The 23,078-nt window shown below is 67.5% G+C and carries 22 protein-coding genes; 11 read left to right on the top strand and 11 right to left on the bottom strand.

From position 1 onward, the window contains the following. Positions 1–20: 20 nt before the first annotated feature. Together AB0F15_RS35265 and AB0F15_RS35270 are read right to left on the bottom strand one after the other, a co-directional pair. A complete protein-coding gene (locus AB0F15_RS35265) occupies positions 21–1,289 on the bottom strand; it encodes a beta-ketoacyl-[acyl-carrier-protein] synthase family protein (protein ID WP_360280167.1) in 1,269 nt (422 codons plus the stop codon). Continuing rightward, a complete protein-coding gene (locus tag AB0F15_RS35270) occupies positions 1,286–1,951 on the bottom strand; it encodes a lipocalin-like domain-containing protein (RefSeq protein WP_360280170.1) in 666 nt (221 codons plus the stop codon). The genes AB0F15_RS35265 and AB0F15_RS35270 overlap by 4 nt, the downstream gene beginning before the upstream one ends. 46 nt (positions 1,952–1,997) lie before the next feature. Here AB0F15_RS35270 and AB0F15_RS35275 point away from each other — a divergent pair, with 46 nt between their 5' ends. Both AB0F15_RS35275 and AB0F15_RS35280 read left to right on the top strand, forming a co-directional pair. Further along, complete coding sequence (locus AB0F15_RS35275; RefSeq protein WP_360280173.1) at positions 1,998–2,819, top strand: aromatase/cyclase; 822 nt, start codon at positions 1,998–2,000, stop codon at positions 2,817–2,819. After that, positions 2,816–3,568, top strand: coding sequence for a cyclase family protein (locus AB0F15_RS35280; RefSeq protein WP_360280176.1), 753 nt, complete (start codon positions 2,816–2,818; stop codon positions 3,566–3,568). The genes AB0F15_RS35275 and AB0F15_RS35280 overlap by 4 nt, the downstream gene beginning before the upstream one ends. 510 nt (positions 3,569–4,078) lie before the next feature. On the opposite strand, the gene acs is transcribed toward AB0F15_RS35280, so the two are convergent. The 7 genes from acs to AB0F15_RS35315 all read right to left on the bottom strand — a co-directional run bounded on the left by acs (position 4,079) and on the right by AB0F15_RS35315 (position 12,027). After that, the gene (gene acs / locus AB0F15_RS35285; protein ID WP_360280179.1) at positions 4,079–6,058 is read right to left on the bottom strand and encodes an acetate--CoA ligase; all 1,980 of its coding nucleotides are present in this window, start codon (positions 6,056–6,058) and stop codon (positions 4,079–4,081) included. A gap of 92 nt (positions 6,059–6,150) precedes the next feature. Further along, entirely contained in the window at positions 6,151–6,969 is an 819-nt protein-coding gene (locus AB0F15_RS35290) for a methyltransferase domain-containing protein (protein ID WP_360280182.1), read from the bottom strand. An 85-nt stretch (positions 6,970–7,054) separates the two neighbouring features. Next, positions 7,055–7,507, bottom strand: a complete 453-nt coding sequence (locus tag AB0F15_RS35295) for a group 1 truncated hemoglobin (RefSeq protein ID WP_360280185.1) — start codon at positions 7,505–7,507, stop codon at positions 7,055–7,057. Between the two features lie 11 nt (positions 7,508–7,518). Continuing rightward, positions 7,519–8,577 carry an aldo/keto reductase gene (locus AB0F15_RS35300; protein WP_360280188.1) on the bottom strand — a complete coding sequence of 353 codons (1,059 nt, stop codon included), beginning with the start codon at positions 8,575–8,577 and terminating at the stop codon, positions 7,519–7,521. Between the two features lie 43 nt (positions 8,578–8,620). After that, complete coding sequence (locus AB0F15_RS35305; RefSeq protein WP_360280190.1) at positions 8,621–9,433, bottom strand: LLM class F420-dependent oxidoreductase; 813 nt, start codon at positions 9,431–9,433, stop codon at positions 8,621–8,623. Then, complete coding sequence (locus tag AB0F15_RS35310) at positions 9,430–10,503, bottom strand: methyltransferase (RefSeq protein WP_360280193.1); 1,074 nt, start codon at positions 10,501–10,503, stop codon at positions 9,430–9,432. The genes AB0F15_RS35305 and AB0F15_RS35310 overlap by 4 nt, the downstream gene beginning before the upstream one ends. 216 nt (positions 10,504–10,719) lie before the next feature. Next, positions 10,720–12,027 carry an amidohydrolase family protein gene (locus tag AB0F15_RS35315; RefSeq protein ID WP_360280196.1) on the bottom strand — a complete coding sequence of 436 codons (1,308 nt, stop codon included), beginning with the start codon at positions 12,025–12,027 and terminating at the stop codon, positions 10,720–10,722. Positions 12,028–12,228: 201 nt separating this feature from the next. Between AB0F15_RS35315 and AB0F15_RS35320 the strand changes: the two genes are divergently transcribed. From AB0F15_RS35320 to AB0F15_RS35355, 8 genes are all read left to right on the top strand, one after another. Beyond that, the gene (locus tag AB0F15_RS35320; protein ID WP_360280199.1) at positions 12,229–13,491 is read left to right on the top strand and encodes a cytochrome P450; all 1,263 of its coding nucleotides are present in this window, start codon (positions 12,229–12,231) and stop codon (positions 13,489–13,491) included. Then, positions 13,491–13,898, top strand: a complete 408-nt coding sequence (locus AB0F15_RS35325) for an SCP2 sterol-binding domain-containing protein (protein ID WP_360280201.1) — start codon at positions 13,491–13,493, stop codon at positions 13,896–13,898. The genes AB0F15_RS35320 and AB0F15_RS35325 overlap by 1 nt, the downstream gene beginning before the upstream one ends. Further along, positions 13,895–14,200, top strand: coding sequence for a hypothetical protein (locus AB0F15_RS35330; protein ID WP_360280204.1), 306 nt, complete (start codon positions 13,895–13,897; stop codon positions 14,198–14,200). The genes AB0F15_RS35325 and AB0F15_RS35330 overlap by 4 nt, the downstream gene beginning before the upstream one ends. An 83-nt stretch (positions 14,201–14,283) precedes the next feature. Continuing rightward, positions 14,284–15,546, top strand: coding sequence for an alpha/beta hydrolase (locus AB0F15_RS35335; protein ID WP_360280206.1), 1,263 nt, complete (start codon positions 14,284–14,286; stop codon positions 15,544–15,546). Between the two features lie 27 nt (positions 15,547–15,573). Then, positions 15,574–16,521, top strand: a complete 948-nt coding sequence (locus tag AB0F15_RS35340) for a hypothetical protein (protein ID WP_360280209.1) — start codon at positions 15,574–15,576, stop codon at positions 16,519–16,521. Positions 16,522–16,630: 109 nt separating this feature from the next. After that, complete coding sequence (locus AB0F15_RS35345) at positions 16,631–16,903, top strand: hypothetical protein (protein ID WP_360280212.1); 273 nt, start codon at positions 16,631–16,633, stop codon at positions 16,901–16,903. A 141-nt stretch (positions 16,904–17,044) separates the two neighbouring features. Next, on the top strand, positions 17,045–17,341 hold the full coding sequence (locus AB0F15_RS35350) for a DUF1330 domain-containing protein (RefSeq protein WP_360280275.1): 297 nt from the start codon (positions 17,045–17,047) through the stop codon (positions 17,339–17,341). Positions 17,342–17,849: 508 nt separating this feature from the next. Then, positions 17,850–19,301, top strand: a complete 1,452-nt coding sequence (locus tag AB0F15_RS35355; protein ID WP_360280215.1) for a non-reducing end alpha-L-arabinofuranosidase family hydrolase — start codon at positions 17,850–17,852, stop codon at positions 19,299–19,301. A gap of 90 nt (positions 19,302–19,391) precedes the next feature. Here the strand turns inward: AB0F15_RS35355 and eno are convergent, their stop codons facing one another. Then, on the bottom strand, positions 19,392–20,675 hold the full coding sequence (eno, locus tag AB0F15_RS35360; protein ID WP_360280218.1) for a phosphopyruvate hydratase: 1,284 nt from the start codon (positions 20,673–20,675) through the stop codon (positions 19,392–19,394). Positions 20,676–20,784: 109 nt separating this feature from the next. Further along, complete coding sequence (locus tag AB0F15_RS35365; RefSeq protein ID WP_360280221.1) at positions 20,785–21,864, bottom strand: HAMP domain-containing sensor histidine kinase; 1,080 nt, start codon at positions 21,862–21,864, stop codon at positions 20,785–20,787. A 200-nt stretch (positions 21,865–22,064) separates the two neighbouring features. On the opposite strand from AB0F15_RS35365, the gene AB0F15_RS35370 reads away from it, so the two are divergent. Next, a complete protein-coding gene (locus tag AB0F15_RS35370) occupies positions 22,065–22,985 on the top strand; it encodes an aminoglycoside phosphotransferase family protein (RefSeq protein ID WP_360280223.1) in 921 nt (306 codons plus the stop codon). Positions 22,986–23,078 lie beyond the last annotated feature (93 nt).

Raw genomic sequence — 23,078 nt, forward strand, 5'->3', positions numbered from 1 at the left:
GCCGAGGCCCGTGATCACGCTCATGCGCTCGCCCGCTTCGGCCGAGTGAGGACCATCGCGCTTTGGAAGCCGCCGAAGCCGCTGCCCACGGTGAGCACGGTGTCGATATGGTGTTCGCGAGCCACGTTCGGCACGTAGTCCAGATCGCATTCCGGATCGGAGACGTGCAGGTTCGCCGTGGGTGGCACCACATGGTTCGCCATGGCCAGCAGCGACGCAGCGATCTCCACCGAGCCGATGGCGCCGAGGGAGTGACCGACCATGGACTTCAGCGAACTGACCGGCGTCCGGTAGGCACGGTCGCCGAGACTGCGTTTGAACGCGGCGGTTTCGTGCCTGTCATTCTGCTTCGTTCCCGAGCCGTGCGCGTTGATGTAGTCGATGTCCGAGGGATTGAGCTGGGCCTGGTCGAGAGCGACCCGGATCGCCTCGGCCATTTCCCGGCCGTCGGCCTTCAGGCCGGTCATGTGGTATGCGTTGCACCGATTGGTGAAACCACTCACTTCGCCGTAGACGCGCGCACCCCGCGCTACCGCCGAGGTCAGTTCCTCCATCACGAACATGGCCGCGCCTTCGGCGAGAACGAAACCGTTGCGGGTGCCGTCGAACGGTCGGGAAGCGTGCGCCGGGTCGTCGTTGTAAGTGGTTGTCGCCTTGATCGCGTCGAAACAGGCGACCACGATCGGCGTGATCGGAGTGTCCGTGGCGCCCGCGATCACGACGTCCGCGCTGCCTTCCCGGATCAGTACGGCCGCGTGCCCGACGGCGTCGATCCCGGACGTGCAGCCGTCCGACACCATCGCGACCGGCCCCTCCGCGCCGACCGCCCAGGCGACCTCGGCCGACATGCTGCTCGGGACCATGTAGTCGAACATGTGCGGCGACAGGTGATCCGGCGACATCTCCCAGGAGCGACCCGAGTCGGACAGCACGAGGTACTCCTGCTCGAGGCTGGTCGCCGCCGCCACCGCGCTGCCCAAGCTCACCCCCACCCGATGCGGTGACCATGCGTCGAGGTCGATCCCGCTGTCGGCGAGCGCCTCGCGTGCGCACACCACCGCGAACTGGGCTGCCCGGTCCATCCGCCGGACTTCCCGGGGGCTCAGTCCTTCTGCCTCGGCGTCGAAGTCCACCTCCGCGGCGACCTGCGACCGGTACGGCGCGGGGTCGAAGAGAGAGATGCGTCTGGTCGCCGTCCGCCCAGCCGACAACAGCTCCCAGAACCGTTCTTTGCCCAGCGATCCCGGTGCGCGAACTCCCATTCCGGTGATCACGACCCGGCGGTTCACGAGGCAGCACCTCGTGCGCGCCGCCAGTCCATGACGACGTAGTCGTGCGGTCCGTCGAGGCGGCGCGTCAGTTGGAGACCGGATTCGCCTACCTGGACCTGCCGTGCCTGTTCGGTGTGCACCACCCGATGGTGCGAGCCGATGATGACCTCGTGCACCACGGTGTCGTCGCGCACGTGCCAGCGACCGGCGTAACCGAGGTAGTCGTCCCTGGACCCGAGGTAGGGCGGTGGCAGGGTGCCGTTCGTGGTCGTCGGCAGGCTGGTGCGCATCAGACTGGCCGCCATGTAGCCATCCTCGTGATAGATCAGCAGCCCATCTGCCTGGTCACCCATCGGTCCCTCGCTGGTGGATCCGTCGTCGTCCAAGTAGTAATGGGCCGCCAGTCGCCAGCTTCCGATGAGGTCTTTCTCAGAAAGCATCCGCGCTCCCGGCATCATGGAACAGTGTGCAGACAGAACACCTTGAAGCGACCGTGCCGCGACGGTCTCAACGCGTGCTAAAGCCGTCGTGGTCTCCTGCTGATTCACGCAATGGCCGGCGGAACAGTTTGTGGTCGAACGGGCTACCGTGAACGGAAACTCCGCTTGTCGCCGGAAATCGGCCCGCCTGCGGGCCCCGAGGTTCAGTGCCGGTCGAGAGCGGCTCCAGATCTCGTTCATAACGTTGGCTCATTCCCCCGTGCGGTCCACTTTCGAAGGAAGTCCCATGATCGTGCACACACTCATCTACCGGTTTCCCCCGGAGGCCGACGAGGACAAGGTCCGGAGCTTCTTCGACGGGCTGCACGAGATCACGGTCGAATCCGGTCTGGTATCGGCCTTCGGCTGGCGGCCGCACGTGCGGTTCCCGATCGACGATCACGCCAAGGGGATGACAGCGACCCACATCGCGCAGTTCTCCTGCCAAGACGGGGCGACTCTGCGGAAGTTCTCCGAGAAGCCCGCCGTGCACGAGTTCATCGCCAAATGGCGTGCGGAGTTGAACTACGAGGCCGCATACGCCAACCACGAGGAGATGCTGCCGTCGGGCAGCGGAAAGGCGAACACCATGTTCCACACCGAACACACCGTGACCGTCGAGGCGCCGGCGGACGTCGTCTTCGCCGTGCTGGCCGACATCGAGGGGTACGCGAACCTGTTTCCGCCCACCCGGGAGTCGACGCTGCTGGAGGAGAGCAAGACCCACCAGATCGCCCGGCTGGTGGTCGACGTGAGCGGGCAGGTGCAGAGTTGGGTGACCCGCCGCGACATCGATCGCGAGCGCCGCGTCATCGCCTACCGACAGCTGGAGAACGCTCCCATGATCGAATTCATGGGTGGTGAGTGGCGCGCGCTCCCACTGGACGAGGGACGCACCCAGCTCGTCATCACCCATGACTTCGCCGCTCGGCCGACCGAAGCAGTTCCGTCCCGGGAAAAGGCCACCGAGTTGCTGCGGGCCGCCGTGGACCGCAACAGTGACGCAGACCTGGACGCGGTGCGCAAGGAGTCCGAGCGGCGCGCGCAGGCCGTCGGCAGTCCGGCGTGAGCCGCCTGATCGACCTCAGCGTTCCGGTGTTGAACGGTCCGAGCGAGGCCACGCCGGTCGAGGTCTCGGTCATCGACCACAAGTCGGCACCGGCCGCACTGGGCCTGCGGCCGGAAGACTTCCCGGAAGGTGAGGCGATCTCCAACGAGACGGTCACGCTCACCACGCACACGGGCACCCACATGGACGCGCCGCTGCATTATGGTCTGCGAAGCGGCGAACGTCCGGCGGCTGCCATCGACGAGATCCCGCTGGACTGGTGCTTCGCCCCCGGCATCCGGCTCGACCTTCGGCACATCCCACCTGGAGTGGGGATCACCGCGGCCGACATCGAGGACGCGCTGGCGAAGGCGCCCGTCGAACTCCAGCCGGGAAACATCGTCCTGCTGTGGACCGGGGCGGATCGGCTGTGGGGGACCGAGGCTTACCGCACCGACCATCCCGGGATGACCCGGGAGTCGACGGCCTACCTCGTCGAGCGCGGGGTCGAGGTGATCGGCATCGACGCCTGGGGTTTCGACCGGCCGTTCGCCTCGATGCTCGGCGACTACCGGGAGAACCAGGACAACCGGGTGCTCTGGCCCGCGCATCTCTACGGCCGGGAGAAGCCATACTGCCAACTGGAGAAGCTCACGAATCTCGACGCGCTTCCCGGGGCTGCCGGCTTCACCGTGGCCTGTTTCCCGGTCAAGCTCGCCGGGCTCGGTGCGGCCTGGACCCGGGTGGTCGCCATCGTCGACCAGGCGTGACCAGGGAGACTGATGCGGGCCTGTAGGACCGGGAAGCGACCGACCGGTTCTCCTTCGATACCCGCTGGGAGTATGCCGCATGCGGGACGGGTGAACTATTGGCGCGGTTGGACAACAACGGCGTCTGCAACGGACTGAAAGTGCCGCCACCAGCGCGAAAGCCGACCGGACTACCGCCATCAGCCCGTATGAGTTGCACCTGGCCGCGGGACGCGCTCGGCAGGCCGATCCGAAGTTCGCCGGGGGTACTGCGAACGGTTCGTTCGTGCCCGGGCGACGCCGGCGAGAGTGCTGAAGGGCCCTTCACCACGCCAAGCGTTGCGAAGGGCCCTTCAGCACGACCGCGCCCGGCTGGACGGGGCACTCGGCTCGGGCGAGGTCGCGTGGCCGATGTCTCGCGACGGGCCTGATCGCCGAAGTCGACTCCTAGGTAGTCTCTCCCGTCCTGCTTGTGTAGCGGTCGAGGGGTAGCGGTCGAGCCGGGGGCCGCGCTGACGCGAGGCTCCCGGCTCAGTCTTCCGCCGTTCCGGATCCCGTCTTGATCAGATCCATGACCGCCGAATCCTGAAGCGTGCTGACGTCGCCCAGCGTGCGATTCTCGGCGACGTCCTTCAGCAGGCGTCGCATGATTTTGCCGGAGCGGGTCTTGGGCAGTTCGGCTACGAACAGGATCCGGCGGGGTTTCGCGATGGGGCCGAGGGTCTTGGCTACATGGTTGCGCAGGTCGGCCTCGAGCTGGTCCCCTGTCTCGCCGGCGGTGTCCACGGTGCTGCGGGCGATGACGAATGCGGCAATGGCCTGGCCGGTGGTCGGGTCGGACGCGCCCACCACGGCCGCCTCGGCGACCGAAGGGTGCGATACCAGCGCGGATTCGACTTCGGTGGTGGAGATGTTGTGGCCCGAGATGACCATGATGTCGTCGACCCGGCCGAGCAGCCACAGCGCGCCGTCCTCGTCCCGTTTCGCGCCGTCGCCGGCGAAGTAGATCCATTCGTCACCGATACCGGCGCCGGCGCCGAATCGGGACCAATAAGTGTCGACAAAGCGGTTGTCGTCGCCCCAGATGGAACGCAGCATCGCGGGCCACGGCTCGCGTAGCACGAGGAAGCCGCCGCCGCCGTTCGGCACCGGCTCGGCCTCGTCGTTGACCACGTCGGCGGAGATGCCCGGCAGCGGGGTCATCGCCGAGCCGGGCTTCGTGGCGGTCACGCCGGGTAGCGGCGAGATCATCATCCCGCCGGTCTCGGTCTGCCACCAGGTGTCCACGACAGGGGCATTGTTGTGGCCGACGTGCTCGCGGTACCACATCCAGGCCTCGGGGTTGATCGGCTCGCCGACGCTGCCGAGGATGCGTAGCGACGACAGGTCGTACTTGGCCGGGATGTCGTCGCCCCACTTCATCATGGTGCGGATGAGGGTGGGCGCGGTGTACAGGATGCTGACCTTGTACTTGTCGACGATCTCCCAGAACCGGCCATGGTGCGGGGTGTCCGGAGCACCCTCGTACATGACCTCGGTGGCGCCGTTCGACAGTGGACCGTAGACGATGTGCGAGTGCCCGGTGATCCAGCCGATGTCGGCTGCGCACCAGTGCACGTCGGTTTCGGCTTTGAGGTCGAAGACGGACCAGTGGGTATAGGAGACCTGGGTCAGGTAGCCGCCGGCGGTGTGCAGGATGCCTTTCGGCTTACCGGTCGTGCCCGAGGTGTAGAGGATGAAGAGCGGGTGCTCGGAGTCGAACGCCTGCGGCTCGTGCTTGTCGTTCGCCTGCTCGACGGTCTCGTGCCACCACAGGTCCTTCTCGGTCCAGGTGACGTCCTCGCCGGTGCGGCGGACGACCAGCACGTGCTCGACGCTCGAGCAACGTGCGACGGCGTCGTCGACGGTGGGTTTGAGCGCCGACGGTCTGCCACGCCGGTAGCCGCCATCCGCGGTGATGACGACTTTCGCGCTCGCGTCCTGGATCCGGGTGGCGAGCGCGTCCACCGAGTATCCGCCGAAGACGACGCTGTGAATGGCGCCGATACGGGCGCAGGCCAGCATCGAGACCGCGGCCTCCGGGATCATCGGCAGGTAGATGGCCACCCGGTCACCGGCCGTCACACCGAGCTCGGTCAGCGTGTTCGCCGCCTGGCTGACGCTCTTGAGCAGGTCCGCATACGTGATCGTACGGGTGTCGCCGGGCTCGCCCTCCCAGTGGATGGCGACCTTTTCGCCCTTGCCCGCCTCGACGTGGCGGTCCACGCAGTTGTAGGCGATGTTCAGCTCACCGCCGATGAACCACTTGGCGAACGGCGGATTGCTCCAGTCGAGGACCTGATCCCATTTCTTCGCCCACACGAGCCGCTCCGCCTGCCGTGCCCAGAACGCCGGCGCGTCGAGGGCGGCGTCGTCGTAGGTGTCCGCCGTGGCGTTGGCAGCGGCGGCCAACTCGGGCGGTGGTGCGAACGTTCGCGTCTCGGTGGAGAGATTCTCCAGCGACGTGGTCATTTCGGTAGCTCCTCTTGCGGTTTCAGCGTGCGACCTCAGTCCCGCCGCAACGTCGCGGCGGGCGTCTCCGACCGTGCTGGACCACGACGCGATCACTCGGGCTTGCGGCCCCAGGCCTGGACGTACAGGTGTGAGATCACGGTGGTGTCCGGATCGGCGAGGTGACGGCGCAACGCCGCGTGAAGATCGTCGAACTCTTCTCTGGTGATCAGCTCGCTCGAGATGAGCCGGTCACGCAGGTTCTCGGCGAAGTCAGCGAGGACCATGCGCCGCGGGTGTCCGGGCTCGTGGTCGATGTAGAGAACGGGCCGCACCCGGACGTCGACGAGGCCCGCGCGGCGGAGCAGGCCGGGCAGCCGCCTGCCGACGAACACGTTGATCTTGTTGCCGTCTGCGTACCGCTGGGTGACCTCCATGAGCCGGTTCCACGACTCGGCGGGCGGGTCGCACACCTGCCCCACCCGATCACCCTCGTGGAACGCGACACATCCACCCGGGCGGGCCAGCCGGACCGCCTCGGCGACGATCTCCTCGGGCCTCGGCACGTTGTGCAGGATCAGCCGCTCGGTGACGAAGTCGAAGCTGTTGCCGGGGAGGCCGGTCGCACGCGCATCGCCGTGCCGGACGTCGACGTTGTCCAGCGTGCGGTCCACCACGAACTTGCGCGCGAGCTCGACCGACTCGGCGTCGCGCTCGACGCCGATGACGGTTCCGTCCGGCCCCACCCGAGCGGCCAGCTCGTCCAGGCAGCCACGGGGTCCCACGCCGAGTTCCACGACGGTCTTGCCGTCGAGCCTTCCGACCTGGTCGAACAACCAGGCCGCCTCGGGCTGGAAGTCCTCCGCCTGTTCCCGCAGCCGCTCCCACTCCGCGCTCCGGTAGCCAAGAAAGTACTGTTCCTCGGTAATCATCGTTGCTGACTTCCTCTCGTTGGTCGGGGGATGGGTCATCGAACAAGCCTTCGCATGCCCCACTGCTCAAATCTGTCGGGACTTCTCAACCGGTCTTTCTGTCCGCTGCTTTCGTCTCTTTCGCTCGCTCGTTCGCCGGGGCGTCCAGCACTTCGCGCCGGTAGCTCTCGATGATCTCCAGGTATTCCTTCTGCTCCTGCACGCCCACGCCGCAGAAGCTCAGTGTGGCGGCGATTTCCAAAGCCACAACGTCGAAGTCGTGCTCGGTCGCGACCATGTCGACATGGGCGTAGTGCATGTCCCGCCCGGGGTAACACTTCGGGCCGCCGGTCTGCTCGACCGACCACGCGGTGACCATGAACTTGAACCCGGGACGCCCGTTGCGCTCGTGCATCGCGGCGACGTAGGGATTCCGGTTGGCCCAGACATTCGTGAAGAGCCGGTCGACGAGAACGTCCATAACGGCGGCGATCCCGAAGACGCCGCCAAGACGTTCGTAGAGGGACGGTGTTTCCACCGCTTCGGTGATTTCTGCCATGGACCTTCTCCTCAAACCATTCTTGTCTGGTGGCCGAGCAGCGCTTCGTCGGCCGGACTGAGCCGGTCTTTCGCCAGCTTCGCCTGGTGCCAGTACGGGTAGGGCAGCGGCGAACCGCTCACCTCGTCGAGCCGGGCACGTTCGTCCGCGGCAAGCACGAGATCGGTGGCGCCGAGGTTGTCCGCCAGCTGTTCGCCGGTTCGGGCGCCGATCACGAGCGAGGTTACGGCGGGCCTGGCCAGCAGCCAGGAAAGGGCGACCTGGGCCGGGGAGACGCCACGATCACCGGCGATTTGGGCCAGGACGTCAACGATGTCGTACAGTTGCCCCTCGTCGCGAACCGGCGGTTCGTCCCATCCGGCAAACCGTCGCGACCCCTCCGGTGCCGGCTCGCCCCTCCGGTACTTGCCGGACAGCAGCCCGCCCGCCAGCGGGCTCCACACCAGCACACCGACGCCCTGGTCTATCGCCGCTGGGATGAGTTCGTGCTCGGCCTCCCTGGCCTGCAGCGAATAGTAGATCTGCTGGCTGACGAACCGGGTCACGCCGAGGCGGTCGGCGGTCGCCAGAGCTTTCATCAGGTGCCAGCCGGAATAGTTCGAACAGCCCACGTAACGGATCTTGCCCGCACGCACCAGATTGTCCAGCGCGGACAAGGTTTCCTCGAGCGGCGTCGCACCGTCCCATTGGTGTACCTGATACAGGTCGATGTGGTCGGTGCCCAGCCGGCGCAGGCTCGCCTCGCACGCAGTGATCAGGTGATGCCGCGAAAGGCCCGCGTCGTTGGGGCCGTTGCCTGTCGGCATCCTCGCTTTCGTGGCGATCAGCACCCTGTCCAACCGCCCCTTCAGGATCTGACCGAGGATTTCCTCCGACGCGCCACCGGAGTAGGCGTCGGCAGTGTCGAAGAGGTTGACGCCGGCGTCGACCGCCTGGTCGACCTGACGGGCGGCGGCGGCCGGGTCGGTGGTACCCACCTTGGCGAAAACGCCGCGCCCGCCGAACGTCAGCGCACCCATGGACAGGGCGGACACGCGGATTCCGGACCTGCCCAGCTGCCGATACTCCATGCCGCCCATCCTTGTGCTGTTCTGGACCTTGACCTGCTGCCGGCTACCGATTGGCGTCCCGCCACGCCAGCAGGTCGGTCAACGTCGTGAAGTCGTAGCCCTTGTCCGTGGGCTTGAGTTCCGTGACGTGCAACGTGATGTCCTCGGCCAGCAGGGTGTCTGCTTGGCCGGCCGTGGTCCAGGTGGTGGCCCGCTCGATGACGCTGTCGTCGCGTCCCGCAGCGGCCGCGTGCTGCTTGACGATGTCGTTCTTGCGGCGGAAGGTCTCGCGGTCCAGCCCGCTGTGCCAGATGTCGGCGTGCCTGCCGACGAGCGGGAGCGTGCGCCGTTCTCCGGCACCGCCGATGAGGATCGGGATCTGCCGCACCGGTTTCGGCGTCAGGTTCGCCAGCCGGTGCTCGATCCGTCGCAGGCCTTCGGCGAACAGGTCCATCCGTGAGCGCAACGTCCCGTAGTCGTAGCCGTAAACCACATAGTCCTTTTCGAACCAGCCGGCGCCGACGCCGAGAATCAGCCTGCCGCCGCTGATGTGGTCGACCGTGCGCGCCATGTCGGCGAGCAGGTCGGGGTTGCGATAGGCGATCCCGGTGACCAGCACACCGATCTCGGTGGTGGTGGTGATCTCAGCCCAGGACGCCAGCGCGGTCCATGCCTCGAAGTTCGTCACATCCGGCTGAACCGGCTCCAGCACGATCCCGTTGGCGGTACGGCGAACCGCGGGCTTGTGGAAGTGGTCGTACCCGAAGACGATGTCGGTCCCGAGTTCTTCGGCCCGCAGCACCGCCGCTCGCCACGTCCGGTAGTCCGGGGCGCCACCGGGCCAGACGTGTGCGGCGGCACGGACGGGCCTGGTCATGACGTCTTCTTCGCCGAAAGGATGCCGTGTACGACGAAGGTGCCCGGCAACAGTTTGGCGGGGTCCTGGGTGACGGTGCTGGTGACCTCGAACCCGCACTCCCGCAACAGGGCGCAGTAGGTCGACAGCTTCTGCGGGCCGCCTTGGCCCATGGTGCAGCCGAGGAAGAACGCGGGGAAGAAGTCGATGTCGACGGAGGCGGAGTCCCTGGTGTCCTCCGGGTACACCGGCACGAGGATGTGCACCTGCCCGCCGTCGTTCAGCGAACCGTGGGCCGCACGGAGGATCTTGCGCACCTCGGTCTTGTCCCACATGTCCAGGAAGTGTTTGATCATCACGACGTCGTAGCCGGCCGGGAGCGTCTTGAAGACATCGCCGCCGACGAACGAGCACTGGTCCTCCAGACCGTGCGAGGCGAAGTTCGCCAGGCTTTCCTGCTCCTTCTCGGGCAGGTCGAACGTGGTCACGTGCAAACCGGCCGACCCCTTCAGCTTGTGGGTCAGGATCGCGCCGAGACCCGTGTTGCCCGCGACGTCGAGCACGCGGGCGCCGACCGGGATCGTGATGTTTTCGAAGAACCACGGGTCGATGTGCGCGGTGACGTTGTCCATCAACGTCGACCAGGAAATCCGCAGGTCCTGGTGCACGGCGACGGCGTCGTACAGCGTGCCGCCTTGGAACCCGTAGAGCTCGCTCAGCCCGACGAGGGTGCCGGTCTGCACGCTTTCGGTCAGGTAGAAGACCTGGCGGAGCATGGTCATCTTGATCATGTCCATCAGGGTGAGCACCCGCCGCAGATCGGCCGGTGCGACCTCGGCAAGCGCGTCAAGGCGGTAACCACCGGTCGTTTCGTCCTGGGCGACAAAGCCTTCCTTCACGAGCAGGAGCAGGAGCTGTTCCACGGCGTCCGGTGTGGCGCCGACTGTCTCACCGAGCTGGACCGCGGTCTGGCCGCCACATTGCCTGAGCACGTCGATCAGCCCGAGCTCGAAGCAGGTCAACAGGTTGGCGAACCTCGCCGGTCCCACCATGAAGTCGGCGAACCGGTTCAAGGTTGCGTTTGCGGACATGTGCGCAGATCCCTTCGCGTCGGTCGCCGGCACCCGGCGGCGCTGATGGCGGAGCGCGGTCAACGATCGTCGGCGGGGCGCCCGGGCTGGATCCGCGCCGATCCAGCCCGGCACTGAAACGCCTCATCCGAATCGAACTGCGCGGACCGAGGCTTTCTTTCGTGCTTTTCAGGCGTCAGTACGAACAAATTGTGGCGTCCCCTGTTAGAGCGACGCTCAAGCGGTGGAAACCGATGTGGCGGTGACGTACTCCGCGGCCTGCAGTGCTTTGGCACGCACGTCGTTCAGGTCATGGCCCACCAGCTTGCCGTTCTGCTTGACCACCTTGCCGGCCACCAGCACGGTGTCGACGTTGCCGGGGTGCGCGGCCGTGACGACGGTACCGATGTGGTCGTGCGCGCACGCCAGGTTCACGTCGTCGGCCCGCAGCATCACGATGTCGGCCTGCTTGCCGACCTTGAGCGAGCCGACCTGGTCGGCGAGGCCGAGCGCGACCGCCCCGTCCAGGGTGGCCATTCGCAGGATGTCGCCGGGGGTCACGTGCGGGCCCGGGACGAGGTACGTGCTCAGCAGGGCAGCGCGCATCACGGAGAACATGTCGCCGCCGACCGTGGTGACCACGTCCACGCCGAGCGCGGTGGTCGCACCGGCCGTGCGCAGCCTGCCGATCAGCGGGCCGCCGTGGCCCAGCCGGGCCTCCACCGCGGGGGTGACGGACACCGCGGCACCCGAATCGCCGATCATCTTCAGTTCGTCGTCGGAGAGGTCGTTGCCGTGCACGTACAGGATGTCCGGGCGGAGCAGGCCGTGTTCGCGCAGCAGCTCGATAGGCCGTTCGTTGACCGGGCCACTGCCGATGTGCGTCACCAGCGACAGGCCCAGCTCATCGGCCAGGCGCCAGTCCGCGAGGATCGACTCCACGTGCTGGTTCGACGGGCCGAGCGAGGCCGCGACCATGGTCAGCAGCGGGTTGTCCGCAGTGAACAAGGCGTGCGCCCGGTGGACTGCGGCCGTGTCCTGCGGGGTAAGCAGGTAGCCGAAGACCGCGCGAACACCGGCCGTGCGCAGCCCGTCAAAGGCGGCTTCGGCGTAGTCATAATCCGACTCACCGGCCACGTAGCCGTCCGGCGTGATGCGGTCCGCGCGGGCGTAGGCGAAGTCCTGCACGGTGGTGACACCGCCATCGAGGCACTCCAGCGCGCCGAGCGTGTTCGCCGCACGCACGTCTTCCGGCCGGAACCGAGGACCGAGGTGCTGGCGCACGAGGGCGAAGTACTCAGGTAGATCCATGTCCACCGCGATGGAACGCAACACGGCCTGCCACACGTGCCGGTGGGTGTCCACGAATCCCGGCAGCACGATGCTGTGGCTCGCGTCCAGCAGGGTCGTCCCGGCCGGGACGGGCAAATTCGGGCCAACTGCGGCGATACGGCCGTCTTCGATCAGTACGTCGCAATTGTGGTGCGCGATTGGTGCCGGTTCGGTGTCAATGACCAACCCGTTACGCAGAAGCAAGGATTCCACCGCGCATCTCCCATGCTGGTGTGAAAGAAAGGAACTTTCCTCGAAGTTAGCACAGTCTCTCCCGCCGGGAAACGAATTCTGGGAATTGATCGACCATCGAGTCGGGCTTGAGTGCGGCTTTAATTCGTGACGTCATCAATTACTTCAACAGATTTTTCCGACTCGTGACACGGCCTGCACGCACACGATCGAGGAGTCTCGATGACCACCCACATCGCCCCTCCGGACGCTGCGGCCGAGCACGCCGCGAACGAGGCGTTCGCCGAGCTCCTGTTCTCCCCGGAGGGGCTGGCCGACCCGTACTCGCGCTACCACCGGCTCCGCGAGGCCGTCCCAGTGCACCGCAGCACGCTGGGGACCTGGGTGCTCACCCGCTACGACGACGTCGAGGAGTTCCTGCGCAGCAAGGAGGTCGACAAGGACATCCACGTCTACATGGCCGGTCGGTTCGCCGGCCAGTGGGACCAGCACCCGGCGCTGCGGAAGCTGGCCGCGAACATGTTGTGGGCCAACCCTCCCGACCACTCCCGGCTGCGCCGGATCGTCAACCGTGCCTTCACGGTGAAGCGTGTGATGCAGCACCGGGTCTACATCGAGCAGCGGTTCGACGAGCTCATCGCGCCGCTCGCCGAGGCGGGCGGCGGCGACGTCTCCAACGACGTCTGTTTCCCGCTCGCGCTCAGCGTGATGGCTCATCTCGTCGGTGTCCCGCAGGAACAGGCTCCGTTGCTGCGTGACAAGATCCGTGACTTCCAACGGGTGTTCGAGCCGGGGATGACCGCTTCCGAACTCCGCACGGCCGATCAGGCAGCGGTGTTCCTGGACGACTACTTCGGCGAGCTGGTGCGCGAACGGCAACGTGAGCGGCGGGATGACCTGCTCTCCGCGTTGATCGACGCCGTCGACGACGACGGTGAGCGGTTGAGCTTCAACGAGCTCGTCCAGATGTGCCACATGATCATTGCCGCAGGCAGCGAAACCACCACGTTCTTCATGACCAACGGCATCCGGCTGTTCATCGAGCACGCGGACCAGGCGGAGCTGGTGCGCAACGACCGGGGGTTGATCAGCCAAGCGATCAACGAGGTGTTGCGCTACGCGCCTTCAGCGCACATGATCCCGCGGACGACGACCGGGCCGGTACGGCTCGGTGACGTCGAGATCCCGGCGGGCTCGCGGGTCATGGTGTGGATCGCGGCGGCCAACCGCGATCCGGAGCACTTCCCCGACCCGGATCGGTTCGACGTGACCCGCAAGGATACCGCGCCGCTGGCCTACGGGCTGGGAATCCACTTCTGCCTCGGCTGGCGGCTGGCCAACCTGCAGGCCGAGGTCGTCTTCCCGGCGATGCTCACCCGGTTCACCGGCATGGAGATCACCGAGCCGCTGCGCCACCGGGCGCGGGTGGCATTCCCCCAGCTCGAAGCCCTGCCGATCCGATTCACCAAAGCCAAGGAAGCGTAATGGGCGCCGCACAGACCCGAGTCCGGTTCCTGTCCGAGGAATACCTGGCCGAGATGGAAACCCTGGCCTCGGCGAACCAGAAACCAATCCCGCACGTCAACGTCCGGGTTCAGTTCCGGGTGACAGACACGCCGGAATCCACCGTATACTTCTCCTTGGTGATCGAGAAGGGAACCATCGTCAAGGTGTTTCGCGGCCGGATCGAGGACAGCGACCTCACCATCACGGCCACCTACCGCGACCTGGTCGACTTCCAGTCCGGCGAACTGCACGCCGCCACGGCGTTCGTGACCGGGCAGTTCGCGGTGACCGGGGACAAGGCGAAGCTGCTCGACCTGATGATCGTGCTGCAGTCCGGGGCGTACCACCTGTTCGTCGCTGACCTGTGGGCGAGGACGACATGGTGACGCACACGATCTTCTTCGCATTCCCCGACCGGATGACCGAGGCCGACCGCGCGGAGTTCTTCCGCGAAGGCAGCGCGATGGCGCTGGGATCGGGTCTGGTCGAGTCCTATGTGTACAAACCGGCTATCCCTCTGCCGACCCAGGTGGCACCCGCATTCGTCCCGACGGACATGGCGCAGATGAAATACCCCGATCTGGACTCACTGCGCAAGTACCTCTCGCACCCGCCAGTCGCCCAGTTCGTCGGCAAGTGGCAGCGGAGGTTTCCCTACCGGGCGGTCTCGGTCAATACCGAGGACTGAAGGACTGGAGTGAGGACACCATGCCGGTAAATCCACACGCGCTGGCCCACCGCGATCCCCGGTTCGCCGATCAGCGGTGGCTGTTGGACCTGGTCATCGAACTGCTCGGCCCGGAATGGGACCAGGACCGGTTGCACTATCTCTCCGCTCCGGTCAGTGCGGACCACAAGGGCGCCATCCTCGGTCTCGAGAAATCGATCCGCAAGCTGGACGACTTCACCCGCGAGATGGTCAGGCTCGCCCGTCACTTCGAACGCCGTGGTGCTGGGCAGCAGCGGTCCGGTCATTCCGTTTCAGCGAGCGACGACTACTTCACCGCCGCGATCCTCTACGGCGGCGCGCAGTGGCCGATCTTCACGAACACCGAACTCAACGTCGTGCTGGAACAGAAGAAGTTCGACTGCTACACCGCCTACACCGCAGGTGCGGACCACCACATCGAACCGATCGAGATCCCGTACGGGGACCAGTCGCTGGCCGGCTGGCTGCACCTGCCGGCGGGATCGGCCGGCCGGCCCGGCACTGTGCCCTGCGTGGTGATGCTGTCCGGAATGGACGGTTTCAAGGAGATGAACGTCTTCGCGTCCGCCGACCGCTATCTTCGCCGCGGCATGGCAGTGCTGTCCTTCGACGGCCCGGGGCAGGGCACGTCGTTGGTGCGGGAGATCTGGTATGACCCGGACGACTACGGGAAGATCGGCACCGCTGCGTACGATCTCGTCGCGGCTCGGCCGGAGATCGATCCCAGCCGGGTCATGCTGTGCGGGATCAGCCAGGGTTCGTTCTGGGCCACCCAGATGGCTGCCACCGAACCGCGCTATTCCGCGTGCGCGGTGATGTTCACCTGCTTCGACCCGGGTAACACCACCATGCTCACGACCCATTCGCCCACGTTCCGGCAGCGTTTCATGTATATGACCGGCACGTCCAGTGTGGCGGAGCTTGAGGCGAAGCTGGCCACCATGACCGTCGCCGGCCTCGGCGCGCGCATCTCCATGCCGTATCTGGTCGTCATGGGCGAGGACGATCCGCTGTGCGACCCGGTGGACACCTACAACCACCTCAACGAGGTCCGCGGCCCGAAGGAGTTGCTGTTCTACATCGGCGAGCACCACGCACCGGTCACCCGCACCTCAGGCAGGCTCGGGCCGGCCGTGTTCCTCGCCGTCGCCGACTGGCTCGCCGACCGCGCCGCCGGCCGGCCCGTCACGTCCCGGCACATCACCATCGACTCCCTTGGACGCAGCCATATCGAGCCATGGGGCGAGCACCGGCACTACACCTACGGCGCGCCCCTCGACCCCCAGACCCTGTTCAAGGACGGCCCCGAAACCGGCTTGACCTGAGAACATCGACACTTTCCAGGAGCGACCATGAAGGCTGCCGTCCTGCACGCGCCCGGGGACGCCCCCCACTTCGAGGACGTCCCCGAGCCGGAACCGGGAGAGGGACAGGAAGTCCTGCAGGTGACGGCCTGCCCGCTGACCAACTTGGACCGCATGCTCGCCGCGGGCACGCATTTCGCGTCGTCCGCGAACCTTCCAGCGGTATGCGGCACCCTCGCCGCGGGCAAGTTCTCGGACGGCACCCGGGTGCTGTTCCGGTCGCCGGGCGGCGCCATGGCCGAGCGGGCAGTGGCGGACCGCGCGTTGTGCACGCCTATCCCCGAAGGCTTGGACGACGACCTGGCCGCTGCGGTCCAGAACCCTGGCGTGTCGACATGGGCCGCCCTGGAATGGCGGGCCAAGCTGCGGCCGGACGAGCGAGTGCTCGTCCTCGGCGCGACCGGAGTCGCCGGCCGGATCGCAGTTCAACTCGCCAAACGCCTCGGCGCCGGCCGGGTTGTCGCCGCCGGACGTAACGCCGGTGTCCTGGCCGCACTTCCGGGCATCGGCGCGGACGCGACCATCCAACTCGACCGACCCGACGACGAGCTGCGGGCGGCGTTCCGCGCCGAAGGAAGCTTCGATGTCGTCCTGGACTACCTGTGGGGCCGGCCGGCCGAGGTCTTCATCAGCACGCTCGGTCACACCGACATGGTGCTCAGGTCCGCCTGTATCCGCTTCGTCCAGGTCGGCTCGACGGCCGGAGCCAACGTCTCCCTCTCCGCGGATCTATTGCGCAGCAGCGGACTGGAGATCGTCGGATTCGGCACAGGTAACGCACCTCCGGCCGCCGAACTCGGCCGTCTGCGCGGCCAGGTCATGGGCCTGGTGGCAAGTGGCGACCTGCGGATCGACGTCCGGCGGGTCCCGCTGGCACAGGTCCAGGAGGTCTGGAATCTCGACCAGAGGGGGACCAGGACGGTCCTGATCCCCTGACAGCTGAGGGTTGCGCCCATTGCCCGGACAGTTCCGAATGAGCTTTGACCTTGCCACTCATCGCCCGGGTGATGGAGTCGATGACCCAGCACCCCCGAGGTCTCCGATGGTGAACCAGGCGACCCTCATCCCGGCCTCGACTGCGGCCTGCCCGAGCGCTGTGGACACGCCTCGAGCCGCTGATCCCGGTGCATCCGCGACGCGGGGGCCGCGAACGGATCGACGGCCCCCGGTCCTGGCCGGCAGCGTCGGCAGCTCCTCGGCCGCCATGCCCGGCGTCATCCTGGCCGACACCCCCAAGCGCGAGACGTCGAGCGCCATGAGCTTCAACTGCATCGTCCGCAGCGGCGGGTACTCCCTGGCAGCGCCATCGGCGGCCTGATCCTCGCCGCGGGCACTCCCCGACGACAGCGCCTACACCCCCAGTCGATCGAAACCCTCCTGCTTCAACGCCGTCTCCGCCGGTTCGCCGGCTATGGACGTGAGTATGTTTCTGATCATCATCCCGAACACAGGAGGAACCGTGGCCAAGGGCTACTGGGTCAGCGTCTACCCCACCATCGCGGACCCCGAGAGGCTTGATGCCTACAACGACCTGGCCCGTTCAGCCGTCAAGGCCGCGGGCGGGCGGGTGCTTGCCCGCGGCGGCAGCCGGGTCGTCGCCCACGAAGCCGGAATCGCCGAGCGCGTTGTCCTGATCGAGTTCGACAGCTTCGAACAGGCGATCGCCGCACGCGCGAGCGCGGCCTACCAGGAGGCGCTGGCCGCACTCCCTGACGGCTTCGAGCGCGACTTCCGCATCGTCGAAGGCCTCGACTGACGACCGAAGCCGCCTCAACGAGGAACACGAATGCCGGGCTGCGGGGATCGGGCCAGCTCGTCAGCACGCCGCACCGTCGCCAACAGCCCGACGGGCGGCTGATCCGGGTCGACGTACGGCTGGTGATGGAGCGCCGGCCGCGGGGCAGGGCTGCGGGAGAAGACCGGATCGTCGGGAAGCCGGGCCGTCCTTGCTCAGGGCCGGGAGGTCGAGATGACCGTGGACTTCCAGCCGCCGGATGGCCGGTTCCGGGTGTCCGCGTTCGTGCTGCTCGGCCCCGCGCCGGCCGCCTGACGCGGCGTGCTCCGCACTCCTGCGTATGTAACTTTCACGACCCAGTTGTCCTTTGTGGACTTACCCTGGTGGCCTTGAGGTGCCAAGGTCGCGCGGTCCGGCGTCGGGTTCCCGGGTGGCTCGGTGCGTGGATTGACAACTCTTCTCCCGGAAGTCCAGGCTGACGCGACGCATGTTAGCGGTAACAGTCGGAGCTGACTGGGAGTAGGTCGCCATGAACAGAGGAAGTACCAGCCGCAGGAGCCGATCACTGATCGCCGTGCTCGCCGCTGTCGCGACGGCGTTGGCGGTGGGCGTGACGCTGGGAACCGATGCGGCCCTGGCCGACGTCACCGGCGCGCTGCACGGTGTCGGCTCGAGCCGGTGCCTGGATGTGCCGAACGCCAACCAGGCCGATGGGACCTCCGTGCAGATCTATGACTGCTCCGGCGGTGCGGGCCAGCAGTGGACCGCCACGGACGCCGGCCTCCTGCAGGTGTTCGGCGGCAAGTGCCTGGACGTGCCCGGCAGCGCGACCGCCGCCGGTACCCGGGTGCAGATCTGGACCTGTCACGGTGGGGCCAACCAGCAATGGCGGGTGAACGCCGACGGCACGGTGGTCGGGGTCCAGTCCGGGCTGTGCCTGGATGTCACCGGCGCCGGCACGGCCAACGGCACCGCGGTGGAGATCTGGACGTGCAACGGCGGCAGCAACCAGAAGTGGACGGGCCTGTCGCCCACGACACCGACCACGACGCCGACCACGACCACCACCGGCAACGGCTGCTCACTCCCGTCGTCGTACCGCTGGTCGTCGACCGGCGCGCTGGCGCAGCCCAAGAACGGGTGGGTCTCGCTCAAGGACTTCACCAACGTCGTCTACAACGGCAAGCACCTCGTCTACGCGTCGAACGTCTCGGGATCGTCGTACGGCTCGATGGCCTTCACCCCGTTCACCAACTGGTCCGACATGGCTTCGGCCGGCCAGACCGGGATGAACCAGGGCACGGTGGCGCCCACGCTGTTCTACTTCGCGCCGAAGAACATCTGGGTGCTGGCCTACCAGTGGGGTGCGTGGCCGTTCATCTACCGCACCTCGAGCGACCCCACCAACCCCAACGGGTGGTCCTCGCCGCAGCCGCTGTTCACGGGCAGCATCTCCGGTTCCGGCACGGGCCCGATCGACCAGACCCTGATCGCCGACGGCTCGAACATGTACCTGTTCTTCGCCGGTGACAACGGCAAGATCTACCGGGCGAGCATGCCGATCGGGAACTTCCCGGGCAGCTTCGGCTCGAACTACACGACGATCATGAGCGACTCCCAGGCCAACTTGTTCGAGGCGGTCCAGGTCTACAAGATCCAGGGCCAGAACCAGTACCTGATGATCGTCGAGGCGATGGGCGCGAACGGGCGGTACTTCCGGTCGTTCACCTCGAACAGCCTGAGTGGTTCGTGGACCCCGCAGGCAGCCAGCGAAAGCAACCCCTTCGCGGGCAAGGCCAACAGCGGCGCCACGTGGACCAACGACATCAGCCACGGTGACCTGGTCCGCACCAACCCGGACCAGACCATGACCGTCGACCCCTGCAACCTGCAGTTGCTCTACCAGGGCAAGGCGCCCAACGCCAGCGGTCCGTACGACCAGCTGCCGTGGCGCCCGGGTGTCCTGACGCTGCAGCGCTAGCCGGCACCTGACCGGCACCTGTCCCGGGGAGGAACGTCAGCCGTCACCGGCTGGGGTTCCTCCCCGTTCACGTGTGGCGGAGCCGTCGGTTCAGCGGCGGCCCCGGATCGTGCTTGCGCCCGCGTAGCGTGCCTCGGAGCCGAGCTCCTCTTCGATGCGGATGAGCTGGTTGTACTTGGCGGTGCGGTCGGCGCGGGACAGCGAGCCGGTCTTGATCTGGCCGCAGTTGGTGGCGACCGCGAGGTCGGCGATCGTGGTGTCCTCGGTCTCGCCGGAGCGGTGGGACATGACCACGGAGTAGCCCGCCTTGTGCGCCGTTTCGACGGTGGTCAGCGTCTCGGTCAGGGTGCCGATCTGGTTGACCTTGACCAGGATCGAGTTCGCGATGCCGCGTTCGATGCCGTCGTTCAGCAGGTTCACGTTGGTGCAGAAGACGTCGTCGCCGACGAGCTGGACGCGCTCGCCGATGGTGTCGGTGAGCTGCTTCCACCCGGTGAAGTCGTCCTGGGCGACACCGTCCTCGATCGAAACGATCGGGTAGCGGGTGGTGAGCTCGGCGAGGTAGGCGACGTGCTCCTCGATGCTCCGCTTGCGGCCTTCGCCCGTGTAGTCGTAGACCTCGCCGGTGTAGAACTCCGACGCGGCCGGGTCGAGCAGCAGGGCGATGTCCTCGCCGGGGGTGTAACCGGACCGCTCGATGGCCCGCAGCACGAACTCCAGGGCCTCGTCGGCCGAGCTGAGGTTGGGCGCGAACCCGCCTTCGTCGCCGACGTTGGTGCTGTGCCCGGCGTCGTGGAGCGACTTGCGCAGCGTGTGGAACACCTCGGAGCCCATCCGCACCGCCTCGGCGAACGTCTTCGCGCCGAGCGGGCCGATCATGAACTCCTGGAAGTCGATCGGGTTGTCGGCGTGCGCGCCACCGTTGATGATGTTCATCATCGGCATCGGCAGCAGGTGCGCGAACACGCCGCCGACGTACCGGTACAGCGGCAGCCGGTTGGCGGCCGCGGCCGCCTTGACCACGGCGAGCGAGACACCCAGGGTGGCGTTCGCGCCGAGGCGGGCCTTGTTCGCGGTGCCGTCCAGCTCGATCAGCGCGCGGTCGACCGTCGCCTGCGCCTCGGCGTCCAGGCCCACGACCGCCTCGGCGATCTCGGTGTTGACCGCGTCGACGGCCTTGCGCACGCCCTTGCCGTGGAACCGCGTCTCGTCCCCGTCACGCAGCTCGACCGCTTCCTTGGTGCCGGTGGAGGCGCCCGAGGGCACCGCGGCCCGGCCGAGCGAACCGTCCGCCAGTTCGACGTCGACCTCGACGGTCGGGTTGCCCCGGCTGTCCAGCACTTCGCGGCCCTTGACCCGGACGATGGCAGTCATTGCGCTCCTCGGTGAGTTCGCCTAACGGGGGCGGCGCCACGGTGAGCCGCGAGACGTGGCGAGGCTAGCAGAATTTACTGAATCGATCCCGAAATTCTTGGCGACGGTCCTACCGGCGGGCCGGGAGGCGGATGGTGGCGACGAGGCCGCCGGCCGGGCGGGGAGCCAGCTCGAGCATCCCGTCGTGGGCCCGGACGACGCTGTGCACGATCGCCAGTCCGAGGCCGACGCCCGCGTGCTCGTCCGTGCGCACGCGTTCCGTTCCCCGCTGGAAGGGCTCGGTGAGCGTCGGGACCAGTTCCGGCCGGAGCGGGAGCCCGGTGTTCTCGACCCACAGCACACTCGCGTAGCGCCGCCGCTCGGTGTGGACCCGGACGGTGCCGCCCGTCGGCAGGTTGTGGACGATCGCGTTCTGGACGAGGTTCGTCACCATGCGCAGGAGCAGCGCCGCGGAACCGGCCGCGGGGGCGGGCTCGCCGGTGACGTCGAGCGTGATCCGGCGCTGTTCGGCCAGGGGCAACAGCGTTTCGGCGGCTTCTTCGGCGATGAGGGAGAGGTCGACGGGTGCGCGGGTGAAGTTCCGGCGGTCGCTGCGGCTGAGGAGCAGGAGGGCCTCGGTGAGGTCGATCGCCCGGGTGTTGACCGTGCGGAGGCGTTCGATGAGTTCGCCGCGTTCGTAGCTGGGGTCGGTGCGGGCGACGTCGAGGATGGCCTGCGAAATGGCCAGCGGAGTGCGCAGTTCGTGCGAAGCGTTCGTGGCGAACCGTTGCTGCTCGCCGACGTGCGATTCGAGTCGTTCGAGCATCGTGTCGAACACGTCGGCGAGTTCGCGGAATTCGTCGGCGGGGCCGCCCAGGCGGACCCGGTGCGACAGGGAGCCGCTCGCGGCCAGCCGCGCCGCGTCCCCGATCCGGGTCAGCGGGGCGAGCATCCGGCCGGCGAGGAGCCAGCCGCCCAGGACGCCGAACACGAAGAGGAAGGCCAGCGCGGTGGCCGCGGCGGGGGCGAACATGCGCACGAGGAGGTAGCGGTTGGGGGCGATCCCGAGCAGGCCCTGATCGTTGTCGGGCACGTACCGCAGCAGGGACACCCACACCACGGCCAGCAGGACAGCTCCGGCGAGCAGCAGGAGCGCGGCGTAGCTGATCGTCAGTTTCAGCCGCGCGCTGAGCCCGGGGCGCCTGTTCACGAGCGGAGCACTGCCCGCCGGAGACCGGCACGGACGGCTTCGGCCGGGTGGGGCTCGTCTGCCACGAGCAGCGCGCATTCCCGGAGCCTAGGCAGCGCCGGTTATCGCCGGCATATGCGAAGCGGCGGGACGAATAGTCGATTGCGCCGGGATGCCGCGCGACGTTTACTCGAGGTCCCTGATCAGGCAAGGACGTCACTTTGGGCAGCACACCGGATCTCGGTCCCGCGCCCCGGCGCATCACCGTCGACGCGGAACTGGTGCGCCGGCTGGTCGACGAGCAGTTTCCGCAATGGGCCGCGCTCGCGGTCCGGCCCGTGCCGGCGGGCGGGTGGGACAACTTCACCTTCCATCTCGGTGACACCATGCTGGCGCGGTTGCCCAGCGCCGCCGAATACGCTCTGGCGGTCGACAAAGAACAGCGTTGGCTTCCCGCGCTCGCGCCCCGGTTGCCACTGCCCATCCCCGTTCCGCTGGCCAGGGGGAATCCCGGCGCCGATTACCCTTTCCCGTGGTCGATTCACCGCCGGCTCGACGGCGAACCCGCGAGCCGGGATCGTCTTTCCGACCCCGTCCGCTTCGCCACCGATCTGGCCGGCTTCCTGGCCGCCTTGCAGAACGTCGATGCCCGCGGTGGTCCCCAGCCGGGTAAGCACAACTGGTTCCGGGGCGCGAGCCTGCGCACCTACGACGACCTGGCCCGGCGCGCCCTCACGGCACTGGACGGTCACGTCGACGCCGGCTTGGCCCGCGAAATCTGGACGACCGCACTGGACGCGCGCCGGGACGGCCGCGACGTCTGGTTCCACGGCGACGTCGCCGCGGGAAACCTGCTGCTCGACGCCGGGGAACTGGCGGCCGTCATCGACTTCGGGACCTGCGGTGTCGGCGACCCGGCCTGTGACACGGCCATCGCCTGGACGCTGCTGACCGCCGACGGCCGGCGGGCGTTTCGCGAGCGCCTGGCCGTCGACGAACAGACGTGGGCGCGCGGGCGCGGCTGGGCGCTGTGGAAGACGCTCGCCGCCTGCGCCCGGACCGTGGGCCGCACCGACGAGGAGGCCGTGGAGGCGCGTCGCGTCCTCGACGAGATCTTCGTCGAATATTCGACTCGTCGCTGACCGTGGCGGGCTGCCTCCGGCCGGGGGAGCCGTCTGCGGTCGATGGGCGAACGCACCGGACGCTGTTCGCCCGAATCGGCCGGTTTCCCGCCG

Source organism: Amycolatopsis sp. NPDC026612 (assembly GCF_040638285.1).
Taxonomy (GTDB): Bacteria; Actinomycetota; Actinomycetes; order Mycobacteriales; family Pseudonocardiaceae; genus Amycolatopsis.